This is a genomic window from Kribbella sp. NPDC048837, assembly GCF_055586945.1.
This window is the reverse complement of record NZ_JBVJHF010000003.1, coordinates 77,197-97,037: the sequence shown is the minus strand read 5'-3', so window position 1 is coordinate 97,037 and position 19,841 is coordinate 77,197. Positions and strand designations below refer to the sequence as shown.

The window sequence follows — 19,841 nt, the reverse complement described above, 5'->3', positions numbered from 1 at the left end:
ATCGCTAGGTGGTGGGGAGATCCAGCTGTTGAGCCGTCTTCGCGGCTTCGCGACGGTTGGGGACGCCGAGCTTGCCCAGTATCCGGGAGACGTGGTGCTCGACGGTCTTGTCGGAGACGAAGAGCCGAGCGCCGATCTCCGCGTTCGTCAGGCCGTCGGCGACGAGTTGGAGGACCTCGACCTCGCGGGAGGTGAGGCCGGCCGGGTTGCCGCGTGTGCTTGGTCGCAGCCCGCGTGGCACTCGTTCGCCCAGGCTCCGCAATCGTTCGGCGGCGAGTGTCGCGGCGGGCCGGGCACCGAGACGGTCGAGGATGTCGAACGCTTGGGTCAGCGCGGTTGGTGTGCCGGCCTCGATCAGTGCCAAGGCTTGCTCGTAGGGCCGGTCGAGTGCGTGCCAGGCATCAGCGGCCTGCTGCCAGTCGCCGGTGATCTCGAGGGCAAGCTGGGGCGGTGTGCCGGCGGGGACGTCGTACGGGTCGCCGAGTCGTGTCGCCCAGGACGTCAGGTGACCTCGATGGTGAACGGTGAGCGGCTTGTCGTTCCGGGTGAGCACGTTTCTGATCGAGCTGCGGGCACTGTGCGGGTCGCGGCCCAGCCACGCTTCCTCGGCAAGTGCCAAGGCGACCGGGACGATCCGCTGCATGTCCTCGGTGGACTCGGCGCGCTGCATTGCGTCCAGCAGCGTGGAATGGGCGTCCGGCTCGCCGCGGCGCATGGTGATCGTGCCGATGGTGGTCAGTGCCGGAATGTGCCCGACCGCCATCGTTCCGGCGCGTTGCAGGACGCCCCAGGCGTCGGCGAGCGCGTCGTCCCACCGGCCGCGTTTCAGCTCCAGGTCGGCCAGCACCGAGGTGATGCATACCCATCGCAGGGTCAGGTCGTGGTCCTCCGCATGCCGCAGCCCGTCGGCGATGACGGTGCCGGCGCGGTCGAACCGGTCGACGTCGACGAGGACGGTTGCGAGGTTCGCATAAGCCCGTCCGGTCAGGTGGCCGAAGCCGTACTTCAAGGCATCCTGGAGGGACCGCTCGAGGTGGGCGACCCCGCTGTCGACGTCGCCGTAGTAGGCCAGCGCCCAGCCGATGGAGTTGAGGGTGTTCGACTCGCCGTAGGTATCGCCGGCCGAGGTGGCGATCTCCAGGGCGCGCCGAAGCGTCGCGAGGCCGTGCTGTGGGTCTTCGGTGTCCACCTCGAACGTGCCCGCACCCGTCAGGGCCCGACCCAGCTCGACGGTCGGCCCGTGCGGTTCGAGTACGGCGATGGCGTCGGAGGCGTGCTCGAGTGCCACGTCGCCGCGCCCGAGGTACCACGCGATGTACTCGAGGGCGATGTGAGCCGCGCCGACCTTGATCGGATCACCGATCTCGTTCCACAGGTGCAGGGATTCCTCGGCTGCTGTCAGGGCCTCGTCCATCTGATCGGTGACCATGCATTCGGCGGCCAGCGCGTCGAGGAGCGCCGCGCGCTCGCTCGCGGGCTGAGGCGAGGCGAACCGCAGCGCGGTTCGGTAGTGGTGAACGGCTTCGCGAGGTGACCCGAGATCGGCTGCGCGCCGAGCCGCCTGCAGACCGTAGGCGAAGGCGCGGTCCGTCTCGTACGCGGCAGCGGCATGGCCGGCCAGCCGAGCGACGTCGACGCCGCGCCGCCGCTCGAGCGCTCGCAGGATCGCCCGGTTCACCGTGGCCCGCCGGATCGGCGGGATCTCGTCGGCGACGGTCGCGCGCGACAACTCGTGCCGGAATCCGAGCTCTGTCCCGAAGGTCATCACCATGCCCTGCGCGACACAGTCGTCGACACCGCCGGCGTCGGCGCCGGCGGCCTCGATCAGCAGATCCGCCTCGAACCGCAGGCCGAGCTGCGACGCGACCTCCAGAACGCGACGGCCGCGGACCGGCAGCCGGGCCGCCCGGGCGAGTACGGCCTCGCGGATCGTGCCGGGCGTACTCGATCCGGCCGCGAGGCACTCGGTGACGAAGAAGGGATTGCCCGACGTCTGCCGGAACACCTCAGCCGGATCGAGGCCGGATCCGGCGACCAGGGCAGCCACCCCCGACTCGGACAGGGAGCCCACCGAAACCCGCCGTACGACGCCCAGCCGGGCGAACTCGCCGATCGATCGGGTCAGCGTCGGGTTCGATCTGATCTCGTCGTCGCGATACGTCACGACGAGCATCGCGGGCAGGTCGTCCAGCCGGCGCCCGGCGTACAGCAGGAAGTCGGCGGTCGCGTCGTCGGCCCAGTGCAGGTCCTCGACGAGCGCGATGGTCGACTGCCGCGTGAGCGCGTCGAGAATCGCCGCGAACAGCTGATCGCGAGGGAGCGTGGCGTCGACCTCGAGCTGCGCCGCGACGTCGATCAGCGGGCCGAGCGGCCGCGGCGTCGACAAGCCGTCGCACGAGCCCGCGACGACACGAACCGCCACGTCCGCAAGGAAATCCGAGACGAGTGCCGACTTGCCGCTACCGGCCTCGCCGGCCACCAGAACCAGAACGCCCGATCCGTCCCGGGTGTCCTCGAGATACTGCGACAGCGCGGCCAGCTGGGGACCGCGCTCGATCAGCGCCATGCTGTCACGCTAGGAACCGGCCGAGCCCCGGGTCAACGAACGACCGCCAAGATGGGGGCCGGCCGCCCCAAACTAGGGGATTCACACCGACGCCCTGCACGGTCCGCCCCCGCATCCTCGTGGCATCCGCATGCTCAGGGAGGGGCTCGATATGAAGATCAGACTGGCCATCGGATCGGCTCTGGCCACGATTGCGTTCACGCTCACCGCTTCATCCGCTGCCGTAGCTCATCCGCAGCACGGTCTGGCGTCGCTGCGGCAGGCCACGGCGAAATACCACAGCATCGCCGTCGCGGAGCAGCACAAGTACGCCTTGCTCACCGACACCCAGGGAATCGCCTGCATCGACATGCCCGGCATGGGAGGCATGGGCATTCACTGGGCCAACTCCACACTGGTCGGCGATCCCGCCATCGTCCCCAACCAGCCGGAAGCGCTTGTCTACGCGCCCACCCACGACGGCACGCTGCGGCTCGCAGCCGTCGAGTACGTCGTGATCAAGTCAGCGTGGGACGCCACACACTCAGCGCCGCCCAAGCTGTTCGGGCAGGCGTTCAATCTGACCGACGAGCCGAACAGGTTCGGGTTGCCGGCGTTCTATTCGCTGCACGTCTGGGTCTGGAAACACAACCCGGCCGGCACCTTCGAGATGTGGAATCCGCGCGTCACCTGTCCACCGGCGTGAGCGCCACCGCTGACGGTCAGTCGTTTGCTTCGGAAACCTGACAACGTCGTCGCCTTCTCGGTCTCCGCGGCCCGCCCTAGCGTGATCCCGTCACACTCACGCTCCAGGGAGGGGATCCTTGTGAGAGACGTCCGGAGAAGTTTGTTTGCGGTGGCCGGGGCGATCGCCCTGGTCACCGCCACGCTCGCGGTCCCGGTCACAGCCGGTGCCGGAGCCACAGGAGTCACTGGTGGAGACACCGAGTACCTGGTCCTGCTCGAGTCGGGGGCGGACCGCAACCAGGCCATCGCGGCGGTCAAGGCCGCCGGCGGTGAAGTGGTCAAGGAGAACGCGCACCTGGGCACGCTGACCGTGCGCGCGGCCGCGTCGGGCTTCGTCGCCCGCGTGTCCGCCTCGAGCGCCGTCGAGGGCGCGGCCCGCAGCCGGCCGATCGGCACGGTGCCGCAGCAGAAGCCGCGGACTGTCGAGCGCGAGAACGGCGGGACCGGCAAGGCCAAGGCCGCGGGCAAGAAGACCGTCGGGATGGACCCGCTCGACGCGCAACTGTGGGGTCTGCGGATGGTCCGCTCCGACCTGGCGCGCACGGTCCAGCCCGGCAAGAAGTCGGTCAAGGTCGGGGTGCTCGACTCCGGTATCGATGCCCGCAACCCGGACATCGCGCCGAACTTCGACTGGAAGCTGTCCCGCAACTTCGCACCGGACATCCCGGAGATCGACGGCGTGTGCGAGTTCCGCGGCTGTGTCGACCCGGTCGGCTGGGACGACAGCGGTCACGGCACCCACGTGGCCGGCACGATCGGTGCCGCGGTCAACGGTGTCGGCGTCTCCGGCGTCGCGCCGAATGTGACGCTGGTGGAGATTCGCGGCGGCCAGGACAGCGGCTTCCTGTTCCTCGGGCCGGTCACGGACGCACTCACGTACGCCGGTGACGTCGGACTCGACGTCGTCAACATGTCGTTCTACGTCGACCCGTGGCTCTACAACTGCACGGCCAACCCGGCCGACAGCCCGGAGGCGCAGGCCGAGCAGCGCACCGTCATCCGCGCGATGAACCGGGCGCTGAACTACGCGCACAACCACGGCGTCACCCTGGTCGGCTCGCTCGGCAACAACCACGAGGACCTCGGCAAGCCGCGCACGGATACCAGCAGCCCGGACTTCCCGCTGAACACGGCGTACCCGCGGCCGATCGACAACGCGACCTGTGTCGACCTGCCGGTCGAGGGCCCGCACGTGATCGGTGTGTCGGCACTCGGCCCGTCGACGAAGAAGTCCGACTACTCCAACTACGGCCTGGAGCAGATCGAGGTGTCCGCCCCCGGTGGGTGGTTCCGCGACTTCTTCGGTACGCCGCAGTTCCGGACCAACGAGAACCTGATCCTGTCGACGTACCCGGTGAACGCGCTGCAGGTCGCCGGGCTGGTCGACGCGGCCGGCAACATCACGCCGGCCGGGGTCGCGGCCGGGGCGCAGAAGCAGTGCCCGGCCGGCGTCACGGAGTACACCAAGTGTGGGTACTACTTCGTGCTGCAGGGCACGTCGATGGCGTCACCGCACGCCACCGGTGTGGCCGCGCTGATCGTCAGCCAGTACGGCAAGAAGAGCCACGGTGACTTCGGGATGAACCCCGACAAGGTCGGCCGGATCCTGATGGACACCGCGCAGGCCCGGGCGTGCCCGACCCCGCCGCTGCAGACCTACACCAACGAAGGGCGCCCGGCCGAGTTCGACGCGCTCTGCGAAGGCACGCGCAACTTCAACGGCTTCTACGGCCACGGCATCGTCGACGCCTACGCCGCGGTGACCCGCCACTAGCCCCGCGTCTCCACCACGGAGTTGCCCCCTCGATATCCGAGGGGGCAACTCCACCTTGGATTCTGGGCCCGGCGCGACAACTCGACCGGACTCCCGGCACCGAAGACGAACCACGGGACCGCTTGCCCAACCCGCGGCGCTGTCACCCCGCGGCGGTCACGGCGCGCGGCAGCGCGCAGTAGGCGGGCAGTAGCCCGCAAGGCGACGGCGGTAGCCCGCAAGGCGACGGCGGTAGCCGGCAGGGATGCACCGGCGATGAGCCGGGGGGCGGGTGGGAGCACGCGTAGCGGGCGCGTCGAGGAGCGGAGCGACGAGGGAAGCGCCTGCGTAGCGTGCGTGGGACGTACTACCGAGGTCAGTCGAGGGTGAGTAGTTCTGCTGAGATTGCCTGGGCTTCGGCGATGAGGAGGGGGATGGCGGTCTTGCCGAGTTCCTGGGTCATGCGGAAGGCGGGGCCGGAGACCGAGATGGCCATCGGGATCGGGACGTCGGGGATGCGGGCGGCGTAGCAGACGACGCCGATCTCCTGTTCGCCGTTGTCCCGTGCGTAGCCCGTGCGGCGGATGCGGTTCAGTTCGGTGCGGAGCTTGGCCGGGTCGGTGATGGTGTGTTTCGTCGCGGCCGGCATGCCGGCCCTGCCGATGATGCGGGCGACCTGGTCGTCGGGCAGTCCGGCGAGGATCGCCTTGCCGACCCCGGTCGAATGGGCGTGCGCGCGGTGCCCGACCTCGGTGAACATGCGCATCGCGTGCGCGGAGGGGGACTGGGCGATGTAGACGACCATGTCGCCTTCCAGCACCGCGAGGTTCGCCGATTCGCCGATCTCCCGGGCGAGCGTGTCCAGGTGCGGTTTCACGATCGGGCCGAACTGCGCGTCGACCCGGCTCGCCAGTCTGGCCAGCCTGAGCCCGAGCCCGTAGTGGCGGTTCGGCAGCTGGCGTACGTACCCGAGTGAGACCAGCGTCTTCAGGAACCGGTGCGTGGTCGGAGCCGGGACGTCGATCGCGGCCGAGAGGTCGGTCAGCGACGAGTCGCCGCTGTCGGCCAGCAGCTCGAGAAGGTGGAAGGCCCGTTCGACGGACTGGACACTCCCCGACGTCCTGTTCTCCACCGGCCCGCTCTCTGTCGTTGCCTCCACTGCCCCCGGTCGGGGACTCCAGCATAAGTGGTCCGCCCGATCCCTCCGGGCCGGACACGGCGCCTCTGAGGCTTCCGAATATTGGAATTCGTATTCCGCATAGTGTTGACACCCTCGGCTCGGTAGGCGAACACTTGGGACACACCCAAGATCAACAGCCCGCAGCTATCAGCCGTTTAGTACATCGGTGTAGAGAGCTGTCGTTGCGCAGACTTCGGGGGCCTGTGCCGGGCGAAACCGCCTGTCAAGGGAGACCATCACCATGACCTCCGGCTCGTTGCTCACCCGCCGCCGATTACTCCAAGGGGGCCTTGGGCTGGCCGCCGCCGGCGTCACCGGGACCTCGCTGGCCGCGTGCGGCGGCTCGCAGTCATCCGGGACACCGTCAGGCTGGACCGAGGTGACCTTCAGTTCCGTCGGCGATCCGACCACCCAGAAGATGTTCAAGGACATGATCGCGGCGGCTCAGAAGGAGAGCCTCGACGAACACAAGATCAGGATCGTCTGGAAGCCGGCACCGGGCGACGACTGGGCCAGCGTGATGCTGCAGTTCGCCTCCGGTACGGCGGCCGACCTGCAGCGCATCGACGACGACCGGGTGTACGACCTGGCGACGAACGGCAAGATCCTGCAGCTGGACAAGATGATGCAGGACGCCGGCACCGGGTTCGACCTGACCAAGTACAGCCCGACCTTCACGACCAAGGTCGCCGTCGAGGGGTACCAGTTCTCCATCACGCCCGGCATGAGCGCCAATGCCCTGTACTACAACAAGAAACTGTTCGCCGACGCCGGCCTCACGGCACCGACCTCGTGGGCCGAGCCGTGGAGCTGGGACGAGTTCGACGCGGCCGTCAAGCAGCTGACGAAGAAGAACGGCAGCCGGACCGATACCTACGGTCTGCAGTACGCCGTCAACACGGTCCAGGCCACGGCGTACGGTGCTGGTGACACCGCGCTCTACAACAACCAGACCGAATGCGGGTACGGCAAGCCGGAGACGGCGGACGCGATCGACAAGCAGGTCTCCTACATCCGCGACGGGTACGCCCCCACTGTCGACGTGGAGTACCTGCCGTTGTTCAACGCCGGAAAGCTCGCGATGACGTGGCAGGCCATGGACATCAGCGCGCAGATCAGCAAGAGCGTCGACTGGGACGTGATGCCCTGGCCCAAGACGCCGCTGTTCGCCATGACGAAGAACTACGCCCGCACATGGGTGATCCCGAAGACCGCGAAGGATCCGCAGGCCGCCTTCCTGGCGATGAAGGCGCTGTGCGGCAAGGCGGCCTCGGAGGTCATGGCCAAGGCGCAGTTCGCCGTACCGGCGCTGACCGAGGTCGCGAAGAGTCCCGCGTTCACCGACCATGAGCGGCCGAAGACCGCCAACGTCTGGGCCGAAGCGCTGGGTACCGCCGGCGGCCACCCGGTCGACGTGCCGTTCCCGCGTGGGCCGATCGGGACGGCGCTCGCCGACTCCTTCGTCGAGGGCACCAACGCCAACAACCTGATGAGCGGCAAGCTCGCGACGGCCGACTACATCAGTCGTGGCCGGGCCGCGGTCAACGCCGAGATCAAGAAGCGCGGCTGGAGCGCCGACAAGGGCAAGGAGTTGCTCGAGAAGGGAGGAGCGCTCACCGATCCCGATCTGAAGGTCGCGGCGAAGTGACGGCCGCACAGACCATCCAGGTCCCGGACGTCGAGGCAGCCGACCAGCAGGTACGACGCCGCGGGGCGAGACGCCGCAACCTCCGCGGCTGGATGTTCATCGGTCCGGTCGTCCTCGGAACGCTGCTCTTCAACGTCATCCCGGTCCTGCCGACGCTGGTGACGAGCTTCACGGACTGGGACGGCCTGGCCGCGCCGAAGTTCACCGGTGTGGCCAACTACCGGGAGATGTTCTCCGGACAGGATCCGCTGTTCGGCAAGAGCCTGATCAACACGGCCATCTATACGGTCGGGTACGTTCCGGTCGGGATCATCATCGGGATCGCCCTGGCCCTGCTGGTGAACAACCGGCTTCGGGGCATGGCCGTCATCCGGGCGCTGATCTTCCTGCCGTATGTCACGTCGCTGGTCGCCGTCGGAGTCGTCAGCCGGTGGGTGTTCAGCGATCAGTACGGCGTCATCAACGCGGTGCTGGCGTCGTTCGGCATCACCGGCCCGCACTGGCTGGGTGAACCCGGATCCGCCATGGCCGCGGTGATCGCGACCGCCATCTGGGCGAACATGGGCTTCAACATGATCATCGTCCTGGCCGGCCTGCAGGGCGTCCCGGAGACGCTGATCGAAGCGGCCACCCTGGACGGGGCCGGCCGGTTCTCACGCTTCGTCCACGTGACGCTGCCGTTCCTCACGCCGACGATCTTCCTGTTGCTGATCCTGCAGACGATCGGCTCGTTCCAGGTCTTCGCCCTCATCCTGGTGATGACGGGCGGCGGACCGGGCGACGGCACGTACGTCTACATCTACCACCTCTGGTACGAGGCGTTCACGCTGCGGCGGATGGGCTATGCCTCGGCCCTGGCGATCGTGCTCTTCGCCGTCCTTCTCGCGGTCACCTGGATCCAGAACCGCCTGTCGAAGAGGTGGGTGTTCTACCAATGACCCTCGAAGACACTCGTGCTCCTCAGAAGCTCGCACCGCCGGTACCGCAGGACGATCCCGGCGGACAAAGGCAACGCCGGCCCCGCCGGATCGTGGGTCCGACGGCGACGTACGTCGTCTGCGTCATCGTGGCGCTGGTTGCCATCGGCCCGTTCCTGTGGATGCTGTCGAGCTCGTTCAAGGAGCCGGGCGACGTGATCAGCCTGACCCCGCGGCTGTTCCCGCATCCGTTCACCGGCGAGAACTACGCGTACCTGGTCAACAACGGCGTCCTGCCCTTCATCCGGTTCCTCGGGAACAGCGCCTACATCACGGTGCTGGTGATCATCGGCCGGCTGTTCGTCTGTGCCCTGGGCGCCTACGGCTTCGCGAGACTGCAGTTCCGCGGGCGGGACGCCGCCTTCGGGCTGTTGCTCGCCTCGCTGATGATCCCGGACATGCTGATGGTGCTGCCGCTGTACTCGGCGTACGTCAAGGCCGGTCTGATCGACACCCATTTCCCGCTGATCATCCCGCCGATCGTCGCCAACACGTTCGGCACCTTCCTGCTCCGGCAGTTCTTCCTGAGCATCCCCAAGGAGTACGACGAAGCCGCCCTCGTCGACGGTGCGAGCCATTTCCGGATCTTCGTGAGCATCATCCTGCCGCTGTCGAAGCCGGCCCTGGCCACCCTGGCGGTGCTGACCTTCGTGAACGTCTGGAACGACTTCTTCGGCCCGCTGGTCTACCTCAGTGATGTCAACAAGTTCACCGTCCCGGTCGGGCTGGCGTTCTTCCAGACCCAGGACAGCACCCAGTACGGCCCGCTGATGGCCGGAGCGACGCTGGCCATCGTCCCGACCGTCCTGGTCTTCGTCTTCGCGCAGAAGTACTTCACCCGCGGGATCTCGATGACCGGAATCAAATGATGCCTTCTGGACAATGCCTTCTGCACAAGGGAGACAACGTGACGAAGTACGTGGTGGCGACGGTCGACGAGATTCCACCCGGCCACCGGAAGGTGGTCGAGATTGCCAAACGGTCGATCGGCGTCTTCAACGTCAAGGGCAACTATTACGCGATCCGCAACCAGTGCCCGCACGGCGGCGGGCCGATGTGTGAGGGCGTGACCTCGGGGCTGGTCCGTTCGGACAAGCCCGGGAACTACGAGTACATCATGCGCGGGGAGATCATCCGCTGTCCCTGGCACGGCTGGGAGTTCGAGATCGCCACCGGGCAGTCCTGGTTCGACCCCGCGAAGACCAAGGTCAAGGCGTATCCCACCGACGTGGAGTCCGGTGAGTCCCTGGCCAGGAATCCGGAGCTGTCCGCGGCCGGGTTCCAGCCCGGCCCGTACTCCGGCGAGACGTACCAGGTCGAGGTCGACCGCGACTATGTCATTGTCAATATCTGACGCGCCCGGGGGAGCGGAGGTGGTGCGCGAGACAACCACGCGGTTGCGGGTCAAGTCCCACCAGCAAGTCTCCTCCGGCGTGACCGAACTGGTGCTTGTCGCTGACGACGCCTCGGAGCTGCCGTCGTGGACCCCGGGCAGTCATATCGACGTGCAGATTCGCCCCGGTCTCGTTCGGCAGTACTCGCTGTGTGGCGATCCCGAGGATCGCGACCAGTGGCGCATCGCCGTACTGCGTGAGCCCGAGAGCCGAGGGGGTTCCATCGCGTTGTGCGAGCACGTCCGATCCGGCGACGTACTGACGGCGACCGGTCCGCGCAACCACTTCCCGCTCCACCAGTCCGCGCGGTACCTCTTCATCGCCGGCGGGATCGGCATCACCCCGGTCATCCCGATGATCGCCGCCGCCCACGCGGCGGGCGCCGACTGGCGTCTGGTGTACGGCGGTCGCAGCGAGGCGTCGATGGCCTACCGGGACGAGGTCGCGAGCTTCGATCCGGCTCGTGTGCTCGAGTGGCCGCAGGACCGTCGAGGCCTGATCGAACTGGATCAACTCCTGGGCGAACCACAGCCCGGGACGTTGATCTACTGCTGCGGTCCCGAACCGCTGATCGCGGCCGTCGAGGCGAAGAGCGCGCACTGGCCGCACAAGACGCTGCAGGTGGAGCGCTTCGCGCCGAGACCGCTCACCGAGGTCGCTCCCGACACGGCGTTCGAGATCGAACTGGTCGACAGTGACGAAGTACTCGTCGTACCGCCCGGCAAGTCCATCCTCGAAGTCGTCGACGAGGCCGGCATCTACGTCCTGTCCAACTGCGAAGAGGGCACCTGCGGGACCTGCCAGACGACCGTACTGGAAGGCGTTCCGGACCATCGTGACTCCGTCCTCGACGAGGACGAACGCGCCGCCAACGACACGATGATGATCTGCGTCTCGCGTGCGCTGTCCTCCCGCTTGGTCCTCGACCTGTGAATTCCCAACCCCGAAGGTGAGATCACCAGTGGCCACCCAAGAACTCGAGCAGTACGCACGCCCCCGGCAGTGGGCCGGGCTCGACCTGGTCGACACCGACGTACACATCAATCTCGGCAGCCTGAAGGACCTTTTCCCTTACCTGGAAGCGCGGTGGCGCGACTACATCACCGAGTCCGGGATGGGCGGGCTGGCCTCGGACCTCTATCCGTCCAACGCGCCGAATCTCTTCCTCGAGGGCTCGCGGCCGGAGCAGGGACCGCCCGGATCCAGTCTCGAGCTCCTCCAGCGGCAATTGCTCGACCCTTGGCAGGTGCAGTACGCGATCCTCAACTGCACCTACGCCATCGACTCCGTCCACAACGACGACCTGGCGGCCGCGCTCGCCCGGGCGCTGAATCGCTGGCAGTTGCACGAGTGGCTGGAGCAGGATCCCCGGCTCCGCGGATCGGCCGTGCTTCCGCTGCAGAACCCGGCGTTCGCGGCCAAGGAGGTCGAATGGGCCGCGCAGCACAGTCAGTTCGTCCAGGTGACCGTCCCGTCGCGCAGCCGCGAGCCGCTGGGCCGGCGTGGATTCTGGCCGATCTATGCGGCGGCGCAGCGGGCCGGGCTCGTTGTCGGCGTCCAGGCCGGCGGGCTGAGCGGCAACCCGGTGACGCCCGTCGGCTGGCCGACGTACTTCGTCGAGGACTACGTGAATGTGCCGCTGGCGTTCCAGGCGCAGCTGATGAGCTTCGTCACCGAAGGCGTCTTCGTCGAGTTTCCTGAGCTGACCGTCGCGACGATCGAGGGCGGCTTCAGCTGGCTGCCGCCGATGATGTGGCGGTTCGACAAGGACTGGAAGGGTCTGCGCCGCGAGGTGCCGTGGGTCGAACGTCCGCCGTCGGAGGTGATCCGGGATCACGTCCGGATGACCATCGCGCCGCTCGACCGGCCGGACACCCCGGAGTTCCTGGTCGAGGTCATCGACCAGCTTCTCTGCGACGACATGCTGATGTTCTCCACCGACTACCCGCAGGCGCACTTCACGAACGCCGCGGACGCGCTGCCCGAGGGGATCTCCGGGGATCTGCAGACCAAGATCATGTCCGGCAACGCGCACGCGACGTACCGGCTGGGATGAGGAGCGACATGACACAGACACAGACAGAGCCGCGGACCGCACGCCGTACCGCGGCGAAACAGATGATCATCGACTGCGACATCCACAACGTGATGGCACCCGGAGCCCTGGAGCCCTACCTCTCGAATCGCTGGCTCCGCCATCTGAAGACCTTCGGCTCGCGCCAGCACTCCGGGAACGTGTATCCCAAGGGATCGCCGGCGAGGTACGACGCCTTTCCGCCGTCCGGACTGCCCGCGGGCGCCGACCTGGGGTTCATGCAGAAGCAGCATCTGGACGGGCTGAACGTCGAGTTCGGGATCCTCGGCCCGCTCAGTTCCTCCGGCAGCCAGCTCGATCCCGAGTTCTCCGCGGCGTTGTCGGCGGCAACCAACGACTGGCAGATCAAGGAGTGGCTGGAGCCGGAGCCGCGGCTGCGTGCGGGCATGATCGTCCCGGCGGAGCACAGCGAGCAGGCGGTCGCCGAGATCGAGCGGCTGGCCGGCCATCCGGGTTTCGTGCAGGTGCTCCTGGTGGCCCGGAGTTCCGCGCCGCTGGGCGATCGCCGCTACTGGAAGATGTACGAGGCTGCCGCCCGGCACGACCTGCCCGTGGGCATTCACTACGGCGGCGGCGTTCGCGGCGTACCCATCAGCAGTGCGGGGTGGCCGTCGTTCTACCTGGAGGATCACGCGGGGATGTCCGCTGCGTTCCAGGCGCACGTGGCGAGCCTGATCTTCGGCGGGATCTTCGACCGGCTGCCGAACCTGCGCATCGCGCTGATCGAGGGCGGGTTCGCCTGGCTGCCGTCCCTGGGCTGGCGGATGGACACCCATTGGGAGCGCTTCCGCGCGGAGATTCCGGAGGTACGTCGTAGGCCGTCGGAGTACGTGCGTGAGCACTTCTGGATGACGACGCAGCCGATCGAGGAACCGCACCGGCCCGCCGATCTGCACAAGGTGTTCGAGCACCTCGGCGGGACCGACAAGGTGATGTTCTCCACGGACTATCCGCACTGGGACTTCGACCATCCAGCGCACGCCTTCCAGGTCCGGTTGCCCGCGGCGCAGCGGGACAGCATCTACACGGAGAACGCCCGGGCCTTCTACAAGCTGCCGGCGCGGGTGGAGTCGCTTTGACCAAGATCAGCTCGATCGAGACGTTCGACGGTCATGGTTGCATCGTCCGCGTCCGTACCGACGACGGCCTCGTCGGCTACGGGCAGACGGCGCACTCCGAGGCCCGGATCACGGGGGAGGTGCTGCACACTCTGGTCGCGCGGAACTATCTGGGCCGGGATCCGTTCGATGTCGTGACCCTGGCGGAGGAGTGCGCGCGTGCGGAGTACAAGTACTTCGGCAGCTTCCTCTTTCGGGCCTTGGCCGGCGTGGACACCGCTTTGTGGGATCTGGTGGGCAAGGCGAAGTCGCAGCCGGTGTACCAGCTGCTCGGTGGGAAGTTCCGGCCGTCGGTGCCCGTCTACGGTTCGGCCATGCGTCGCGACACGACGCCCGAGGAGGAGGTCGATCGGATCGTCGCCGCCGTCGCCGCGCACGGGTTCCGCGCGGTGAAGGTCAAGATCGGCGAGCGCAACGGCCGGGATGCGGAGTCGCGGTCCGGGCGGACCTGGCGGCTGGTTCCCTTGCTGCGCAAGGAACTCGGCGACGACATCGAGATCAGCGCGGATGCCAACGGCGCCTACTCCCCGGGCCAGGCGGTCCGGGTCGGGCGACTGCTCGAGGAGTACGACTACCTGCACTTCGAGGAGCCGGTGCCGTTCTGGGAGTACGAGAACGCTCGAAGCGTCGCGGCGGCGCTCGACATCCCCGTCGGGCTGGGGGAACAGGAGTTCTCGGTCGACACCCTGCGACGGATCATCCAAGGCGGCATGGCCGACGTCATCCAGCCCGACGTGTGCTACATCGGCGGCATCACCCGAGCCCGGCAGGTCGCGGACCTGGCCAACCTGGCCGGGCTCCCGTGCGTACCGCATTCGTCGGGCAGATCCCTGACGGCGATCTTCACCGCCCACCTGGTGACGGCGATGCCGGCGTGCAACCTCTTCCACGAGTGGACCATCGAGGACTCCTCAGCCATGCACGTCTACGAGCCCTTCCCGATCGCCCACAACGGCGAGGTCACCCTGCCCGACACCCCCGGCTGGGGAGTCGAGATCTCCGACTCCACCCTCCAGCGCATCAACCGACGTACGTCGACCCTCTGAGGAGTTTCTTCCCACGCGCGCTACGCAGACGCTCCGTCGCTCCGCTCCTCCCGCGCCTGCTACGCGTGCTCCCACCCACCCCCGGCTCGTCGCCGGTGCTCCCTTGCCGGCTACCGCCGGCGAGCTCCGGCTGCCGGCCGCCAGTTGCGCGCTACCGCGCGGGCGACCGCCTCGTGGTGATGGCCGGGTGGAATGGGTGCGCGGACTCGTGGTCTGCGGGTCGATACTGCCCGCGATCCCAGACCGCCCGCTTGCGGGCCGACCCCAACCCATCTCATGACGGCTCGCCGGTGGTGGCAAGCGTTTGCCGGGTTGGCATAGGGTGAGTTCAGTCGAAGTGTTTCCTAGTCGGGAGGAATACGGGTGACTTCCACGCACGCCGTCAGGTTCGCCGCGGTCGGGCTTGACCACGCGCACATCTTCGGGCAGATCGCGGGTCTCGTCGAGGCCGGCGCCGAGTTCGCCGGGATGGCGACCGACGATCCGTCGGCAGCGATCGCGACCCGGGTCCGGGAGCTGTACCCGGAGGTTCCGGTGGCGGACAGTCCGGACGACCTGATCGCCCGGGACGGGATCGACCTGATCGTGACCGCCGCCGTACCGGATCGACGGGGGCCGATCGCCGTCGCGGCGTTGCTGGCCGGCAAGGACGTCGTGACCGACAAGCCGGGCTGTGTGAGTCTCGATCAGCTGGAGGAGATCGAGAAGGCGGTTGGTCAGAGCGGGCGGTTCTGGTCGGTGACGTTCTCGGAGCGGTTCGAGGTGCCCAGTGTTATCAAGGCCGGTGAGCTGGTCCGCGAGGGCCGGATCGGGACGGTGGTGCAGACGCTCGGGATCGGGCCGCACCGCGTCGGGGACCGCGCCCACCTCGGCGGTGGGGACGGCCGCCCGGACTGGTTCTACGACAAGAACCGGTACGGCGGCATCCTGACCGACATCGCCTCCCACCAGATCGACCAGTTCCTCTGGTTCACCGGCGCCCGGACCGCCGAGGTCGTGGCCAGCACGGTGGGGAACTTCGCCAACCCCGATGAGCCGGGCCTGCAGGACTTCGGTGAGATCCTGCTGCGCAGCGACCACGCCCAGGGGTACATCCGGGTCGACTGGTACACGCCGGCCGGGCTGCCGACCTGGGGCGACGGTCGCCTGATGATCCTCGGCACCGACGGCTACATCGAGCTGCGCAAGTACGTCGACATCGCCGGCCGGGACGGCGGCGACCACCTCTTCCTGGTCAACCAGGAAGGCACCCAGTACATCGACTGCTCGCAGGTCAAGACCACCTACTACTCGGACCTGATCCGCGACGTACGCGAACGAACCACCTCGGCCGCCCCACAGGAGCACACCTTCGAAACCATGCGCCTCGCCCTGAAAGCCCAGCAGCAGGCGACTGTCCGCGGAGCAGCACGATGATCTAGCCCGCCGGGGCAAGTAGCGCCTAGTGGACGGTCAGGGTGATCGGGATCTGGTGGGTGAGGGTGCCGCTGGTGCCGGTGAGTTTGAGGGTGAAGGTGGAGCGTGGTGTGGCGCTGGTGGTGCGGACCTTGAGGGTTGCGGTGCCGGGAACGGTGATGGGGTTGCCGATCCAGGTGGTGGACGTGCCGGTCGGTTGGCCCGTGAGTTTGAGGGTGACCTGGCCGGTGAAGCCGTTCAGGGCAGCTGCGCTGATGGTGTAGGTGGCGGTTTGGGTGCGGATGACCGTCACCGCGGTCGGGCTGGCGCTGAGCGCGAAGTCGCGGGTGAACACCGTGAGGGTCAGCGGGACGGTGTGGGTGATCGTGCCGCTGGTGGCCGTGACGGTGAGCTGGTAGGCGCCGGCCGGTGCGGTGGTTGCCGTGGACAACGACAAGGTCGACGCGCCGGAGCCGTGGATGGTGGCCGGGTTGAAGGCCGCCGTACCGACGTTCGCCGGCAGCCCGGTGAGGCTGAGGGAGACGTCACCGGCGAAGCCGGACAGCGCACCGACGGTCAAGGAGTACGACGTCCCGGTGCCGGATGCGATCGATCGGGTCGAGGGTGATGCGGCCAGCGTGAAGTCCGGCGGCGCGAGGATCGTGAGCGTGGCCGGGGCGGAGCGGACCAGGTCGCCACTGGTGGCGACGACCGTCAGCGGAATGCTGCCCGGTGACGCGGTGGACGACGTCGCGACGGTCAGCTGGGCTGTGCCCGACCCGGTCAGCGCTGGCGGCGTGAACGTCGCCGTACCACTGGACAAGCCGTCGACCCGAAGCTGGACGTCGCCGGTGAAGCCGCCGGTTCCGGCGACCGTGACCGTGTAGTTCACGGATCCACCGGCCGTCGTACTCGCGGACGACGGTGCGACGGCGACGGTGAAGTCGGGCGTACTCCGGACCCAGTCGTAGGCAGCGCGGACATCGAGCCGACCGGTGCCGTACGTGTTGTCCGGGCCGGGAGTGCCGAGGTCGCGCGCCCCGGCCTGCAGCGCGGCGGCCTGGCGGTCGGCGCTGAGGCCGGGAAGCGCTTGGAGCAGCAGCGCGACCGCGCCGGCGACGTGGGGAGCCGCCAGCGAGGTCCCGCTGCTGTCGATGTAGCCGCCGTACAGGTCCGTCGTGCGGATCCCGACGCCGGGTGCGGTGAGGTGTGGGTACGGCGCCTGCCCACACGCGGACGGACCGCGGCTACTGGACGGATCGATCGTGTCGCCGTCGTCGGTCGCGCCGACCGCGAGGGCCTCCGGATTGTTCGCCGGACTGGCCGACGTCCCGTCGCCGGGGCCGTAGTTGCCGGCGGCGAAGACCGGGAGGATGCCGGCCGCGCGGAGGTTGCGCAGGTCGGTCTGGAAGTCGAGGCTGCAGGAGCCGGCGGTCATGGTCCAGGAGTTGTTCACCACGGACGGCGCGTCGGGGGTGGCCGGATCGCCGTCCGGGTCGAGCAGCCACTGGAACCCCTGGTGGATCCCGGTGGCCGAGGCCTGGCCGCGGTCGTTGAAGATCTTCACCGCGATCCACCGCGCCTCCGGTGCGACACCGATCGCGGAGCCACCCGCGTCGCGGCCGACCATCACACCCATCGTCTGCGTGCCGTGGCCGTTCACGTCCGTCGGCGTTGTCGGATGCTGGCCGTTCGGGTCGTACCAGCCGCCTGTCCCGCCGCGCCAGCTGGCCGCGAGCTCTGGGTGGCTGACGTCGACGCCGGTGTCCATGCTCGCCACGACCATCCCCTGACCGCGGTACCCCAGGTCCCACAGCGCCGGTGCGTTGACCAGCGCGACATTGGGCTCGATCGCACCGCTCGCCGCGGCGGCCGCGGCGGTCGGTGCCGGAGCCTGCAGAGTGAAGTTCGGCCGGATCTCGCGGACCTCGGGCCGGGCCGCGAGCTGACGGATCACGTCCGCCCGCGCGCGGACGGCAAGCGCATTGATGCCCCACAGCGAGGTCACCGAGGTGACAGCGGATCGGCGGGTGGCAATCAGGTTCAGGGCTCCCCGCTGTGTTGCGGCGGCGTGATCGCGCAGGGCCTTCTCCACCAGCCGGAGGCGTTCCGGCCTGGTGGACGCGGCGATCCGGCTGAGGTCGGCGTGCGAGTTCAGGACGACGATCACGTCCATGGTCGGCTCGGCCTGCGAACCACTGACCGCGTTCGGGACCATCGCCAGCGCGGCCGCCACCATCACCACGAAACGCCTCATCGGGACCTCTCCTCGAGTTGCAGCGGAGGCCGCCGGCGGGAGCGCAGCAACCACCACGCGCCCGCCACCACGGTTGCTTCGAGCACCATCAGCGCGGCCAGGTCGGCGTACGGCGCCAACCGGCGCCCACGGTCAGTGGGGGGCAGCTGGGCCGCAGGCGCCATCGGCCAGCCGAGGTCGACGGCGTACCGCCGGCCGTCGCGCCGGACCAGGACCGCCAATCGCAGCGGACCCGCGGAGTCCACGCGGTAGGTGGTGAAGTATCTGCCGGCGGTCAACGGCTGCAGCGCGAGCTGCTGCGAACCGTCCGCCGTCGTGATGCGGACGCTGACTGCGTCGATCGGGCCCGGCGCGGGCCTGCGAGTGCTCTCGGCGAGCACGGTGAACCAGTTGACGCCCGGCCGGTTCGGGGTCGCGGACGCGGTGACCACGAGGTCCTCGACGGTTCCGGTCCGCACCTGCTCGGACTGGCCGTCGTCGGCCGAGGTCAAGGGCGGTGATTGTGCGGTCAGCGCACCGGCAACGGCAAGGAGTACCAACCCGACACCGGCCTCGACCGCGATCAGACCGACGACTCGCCGCAGCCCCGCCCGGAGCCGGGTCGCGTTGAGCAGTCCCAGTCCGCCGATCGACAGCAGCAGCGCGGTCTTCAGCAGCAGCAAACGCCCGTACGTCGTCGTCACCAGGCTCGTCACCGACGCCACCTCGACGCCCGCGCTGTAGAGGCCGGTGGCCACGACCACCACGACGCTCCCGGCCATCAGCAGGCTGAACGGTGTTCGGCACCACCTGATCAGCTCGGAACGGTCACGCGACGGCCAGAGTACGACGACCAGCGCCGGGACCGCGCCGATCCACAGCAGCCCGGTCAAGGCGTGAGCGGCCTGCGCGAGCAGTGCGGCGGGACGGCCGTCGGTCAGCGCCCGGGCGTGACTGCCGAGCGCCTCGACCCAGACCAGGCAGGCGATCAGAGCTGTGAATGCCCAGGGCAACCATCTCCAGGCCGTCCGCCGAAGCGCCTCCGCGATCACGACTGTCAGCACGAGCAAGACCTCGGTGGCGATCCATGCCCGGGAGGTCTGCAGATCGATGATCCGCACGAGAACGCCGACGACCGCGGCCGCCTCGACGATCCTGAACAACCGTCGCCGGGCGACGCCCACGGCACCGGTACGCCGTCGCAGTACGACGAGGCCGACGGCAGCCGGTCCGATCACGCCGGCCAACGTGATCAGACCGGCCCAGCGAAGCAACAGCCCCGACGGACCGGCGTTCGTCGTGCCTGCGAAGGCCGTTGAGCCGGCGGTGCCGATCGCGAAGACGAGAGTGCCGCTCGTCTGATGGCCGTCGCGGCCTGCGACCTGCCAGACCAGTCCGTAGGTGCCGGTGTGCAGTCGAGGAAGCTGGACGGCCAACGTCCGCGCGTCGCCGCCGTCGGGGACCACACCTGTGCCAGTCACCACCGTTCCGGAGCCATCGACCAGTCGGGCGGAGCTCCGGGCGGCGACGATGTCCTGGCTGAACCACAGCTCGGCCAACCCGGGAGACTCGTCCAGCCTGGCACCGCTGACCGGATCCGACCGGACCAGCACACTGTGCGCGTCGGCAGGCAGCGCCGGCAGCAGGACCGCGGCCAGCGCACAGAGCACAAGCAGGCAGCGGTACCGCGGCTTCATGCGTCGCACC

General features: G+C 68.5%; 15 protein-coding genes. 11 read left to right on the top strand and 4 right to left on the bottom strand.

The window, feature by feature from the left end:
* Window positions 1-4 precede the first annotated feature (4 nt).
* Window positions 5-2,566 carry an ATP-binding protein gene (locus ACZ6O0_RS16095; RefSeq protein ID WP_465765686.1) on the bottom strand — a complete coding sequence of 854 codons (2,562 nt, stop codon included), beginning with the start codon at window positions 2,564-2,566 and terminating at the stop codon, window positions 5-7.
* Between the two features lie 130 nt (window positions 2,567-2,696).
* Here ACZ6O0_RS16095 and ACZ6O0_RS16090 point away from each other — a divergent pair, with 130 nt between their 5' ends.
* A complete protein-coding gene (locus ACZ6O0_RS16090; RefSeq protein ID WP_465765685.1) occupies window positions 2,697-3,251 on the top strand; it encodes a hypothetical protein in 555 nt (184 codons plus the stop codon).
* Between the two features lie 150 nt (window positions 3,252-3,401).
* Window positions 3,402-5,066, top strand: coding sequence for a S8 family serine peptidase (locus ACZ6O0_RS16085; RefSeq protein ID WP_465765684.1), 1,665 nt, complete (start codon window positions 3,402-3,404; stop codon window positions 5,064-5,066).
* A gap of 355 nt (window positions 5,067-5,421) precedes the next feature.
* On the opposite strand, the gene ACZ6O0_RS16080 is transcribed toward ACZ6O0_RS16085, so the two are convergent.
* Window positions 5,422-6,177, bottom strand: coding sequence for an IclR family transcriptional regulator (locus tag ACZ6O0_RS16080; RefSeq protein WP_465765683.1), 756 nt, complete (start codon window positions 6,175-6,177; stop codon window positions 5,422-5,424).
* A 289-nt stretch (window positions 6,178-6,466) separates the two neighbouring features.
* On the opposite strand from ACZ6O0_RS16080, the gene ACZ6O0_RS16075 reads away from it, so the two are divergent.
* The 9 genes from ACZ6O0_RS16075 (at window position 6,467) to ACZ6O0_RS16035 (ending at window position 15,919) form a co-directional block, all read left to right on the top strand.
* Window positions 6,467-7,873: an extracellular solute-binding protein gene (locus ACZ6O0_RS16075; protein WP_465765682.1), complete on the top strand. Its 1,407-nt coding sequence runs from the start codon at window positions 6,467-6,469 to the stop codon at window positions 7,871-7,873.
* Window positions 7,870-8,811 (top strand): carbohydrate ABC transporter permease, encoded by a 942-nt coding sequence (locus tag ACZ6O0_RS16070; RefSeq protein ID WP_465765681.1) that lies wholly within the window; start codon window positions 7,870-7,872, stop codon window positions 8,809-8,811. The genes ACZ6O0_RS16075 and ACZ6O0_RS16070 overlap by 4 nt, the downstream gene beginning before the upstream one ends.
* Window positions 8,808-9,719, top strand: a complete 912-nt coding sequence (locus ACZ6O0_RS16065; protein WP_465765680.1) for a carbohydrate ABC transporter permease — start codon at window positions 8,808-8,810, stop codon at window positions 9,717-9,719. The genes ACZ6O0_RS16070 and ACZ6O0_RS16065 overlap by 4 nt, the downstream gene beginning before the upstream one ends.
* 38 nt (window positions 9,720-9,757) lie before the next feature.
* Window positions 9,758-10,204 carry a Rieske (2Fe-2S) protein gene (locus tag ACZ6O0_RS16060; protein ID WP_465765679.1) on the top strand — a complete coding sequence of 149 codons (447 nt, stop codon included), beginning with the start codon at window positions 9,758-9,760 and terminating at the stop codon, window positions 10,202-10,204.
* Between the two features lie 22 nt (window positions 10,205-10,226).
* Window positions 10,227-11,177: a PDR/VanB family oxidoreductase gene (locus ACZ6O0_RS16055; protein WP_465765678.1), complete on the top strand. Its 951-nt coding sequence runs from the start codon at window positions 10,227-10,229 to the stop codon at window positions 11,175-11,177.
* A gap of 28 nt (window positions 11,178-11,205) precedes the next feature.
* Window positions 11,206-12,300 carry an amidohydrolase family protein gene (locus tag ACZ6O0_RS16050; protein WP_465765677.1) on the top strand — a complete coding sequence of 365 codons (1,095 nt, stop codon included), beginning with the start codon at window positions 11,206-11,208 and terminating at the stop codon, window positions 12,298-12,300.
* 8 nt (window positions 12,301-12,308) lie between these two features.
* Window positions 12,309-13,418 carry an amidohydrolase family protein gene (locus ACZ6O0_RS16045; RefSeq protein ID WP_465765676.1) on the top strand — a complete coding sequence of 370 codons (1,110 nt, stop codon included), beginning with the start codon at window positions 12,309-12,311 and terminating at the stop codon, window positions 13,416-13,418.
* Complete coding sequence (locus tag ACZ6O0_RS16040; RefSeq protein WP_465765675.1) at window positions 13,415-14,503, top strand: mandelate racemase/muconate lactonizing enzyme family protein; 1,089 nt, start codon at window positions 13,415-13,417, stop codon at window positions 14,501-14,503. The genes ACZ6O0_RS16045 and ACZ6O0_RS16040 overlap by 4 nt, the downstream gene beginning before the upstream one ends.
* 363 nt (window positions 14,504-14,866) lie before the next feature.
* Complete coding sequence (locus ACZ6O0_RS16035) at window positions 14,867-15,919, top strand: Gfo/Idh/MocA family protein (RefSeq protein WP_465765674.1); 1,053 nt, start codon at window positions 14,867-14,869, stop codon at window positions 15,917-15,919.
* A gap of 25 nt (window positions 15,920-15,944) precedes the next feature.
* Here ACZ6O0_RS16035 and ACZ6O0_RS16030 read toward each other — a convergent pair whose 3' ends face one another.
* Both ACZ6O0_RS16030 and ACZ6O0_RS16025 read right to left on the bottom strand, forming a co-directional pair.
* Window positions 15,945-18,155 (bottom strand): S8 family serine peptidase, encoded by a 2,211-nt coding sequence (locus ACZ6O0_RS16030; protein WP_465765673.1) that lies wholly within the window; start codon window positions 18,153-18,155, stop codon window positions 15,945-15,947.
* Window positions 18,152-19,831 carry a copper resistance CopC/CopD family protein gene (locus ACZ6O0_RS16025; RefSeq protein WP_465765672.1) on the bottom strand — a complete coding sequence of 560 codons (1,680 nt, stop codon included), beginning with the start codon at window positions 19,829-19,831 and terminating at the stop codon, window positions 18,152-18,154. Before ACZ6O0_RS16025 ends, ACZ6O0_RS16030 begins: the two co-directional genes overlap by 4 nt.
* Window positions 19,832-19,841 lie beyond the last annotated feature (10 nt).

What these genes read in the sequence shown, in the direction of transcription:
- ACZ6O0_RS16095 (WP_465765686.1), bottom strand. Translation starts at nt 2,566, where the DNA reads ATGGCGCTGATCGAGCGCGGTCCCCAGCTGGCCGCGCTGTCGCAGTAT.
- ACZ6O0_RS16090 (WP_465765685.1), top strand. Translation starts at nt 2,697, where the DNA reads ATGCTCAGGGAGGGGCTCGATATGAAGATCAGACTGGCCATCGGATCG.
- ACZ6O0_RS16075 (WP_465765682.1), top strand. Translation starts at nt 6,467, where the DNA reads ATGACCTCCGGCTCGTTGCTCACCCGCCGCCGATTACTCCAAGGGGGC.
- ACZ6O0_RS16065 (WP_465765680.1), top strand. Translation starts at nt 8,808, where the DNA reads ATGACCCTCGAAGACACTCGTGCTCCTCAGAAGCTCGCACCGCCGGTA.
- ACZ6O0_RS16045 (WP_465765676.1), top strand. Translation starts at nt 12,309, where the DNA reads ATGACACAGACACAGACAGAGCCGCGGACCGCACGCCGTACCGCGGCG.
- ACZ6O0_RS16030 (WP_465765673.1), bottom strand. Translation starts at nt 18,155, where the DNA reads ATGAGGCGTTTCGTGGTGATGGTGGCGGCCGCGCTGGCGATGGTCCCG.
- ACZ6O0_RS16025 (WP_465765672.1), bottom strand. Translation starts at nt 19,831, where the DNA reads ATGAAGCCGCGGTACCGCTGCCTGCTTGTGCTCTGTGCGCTGGCCGCG.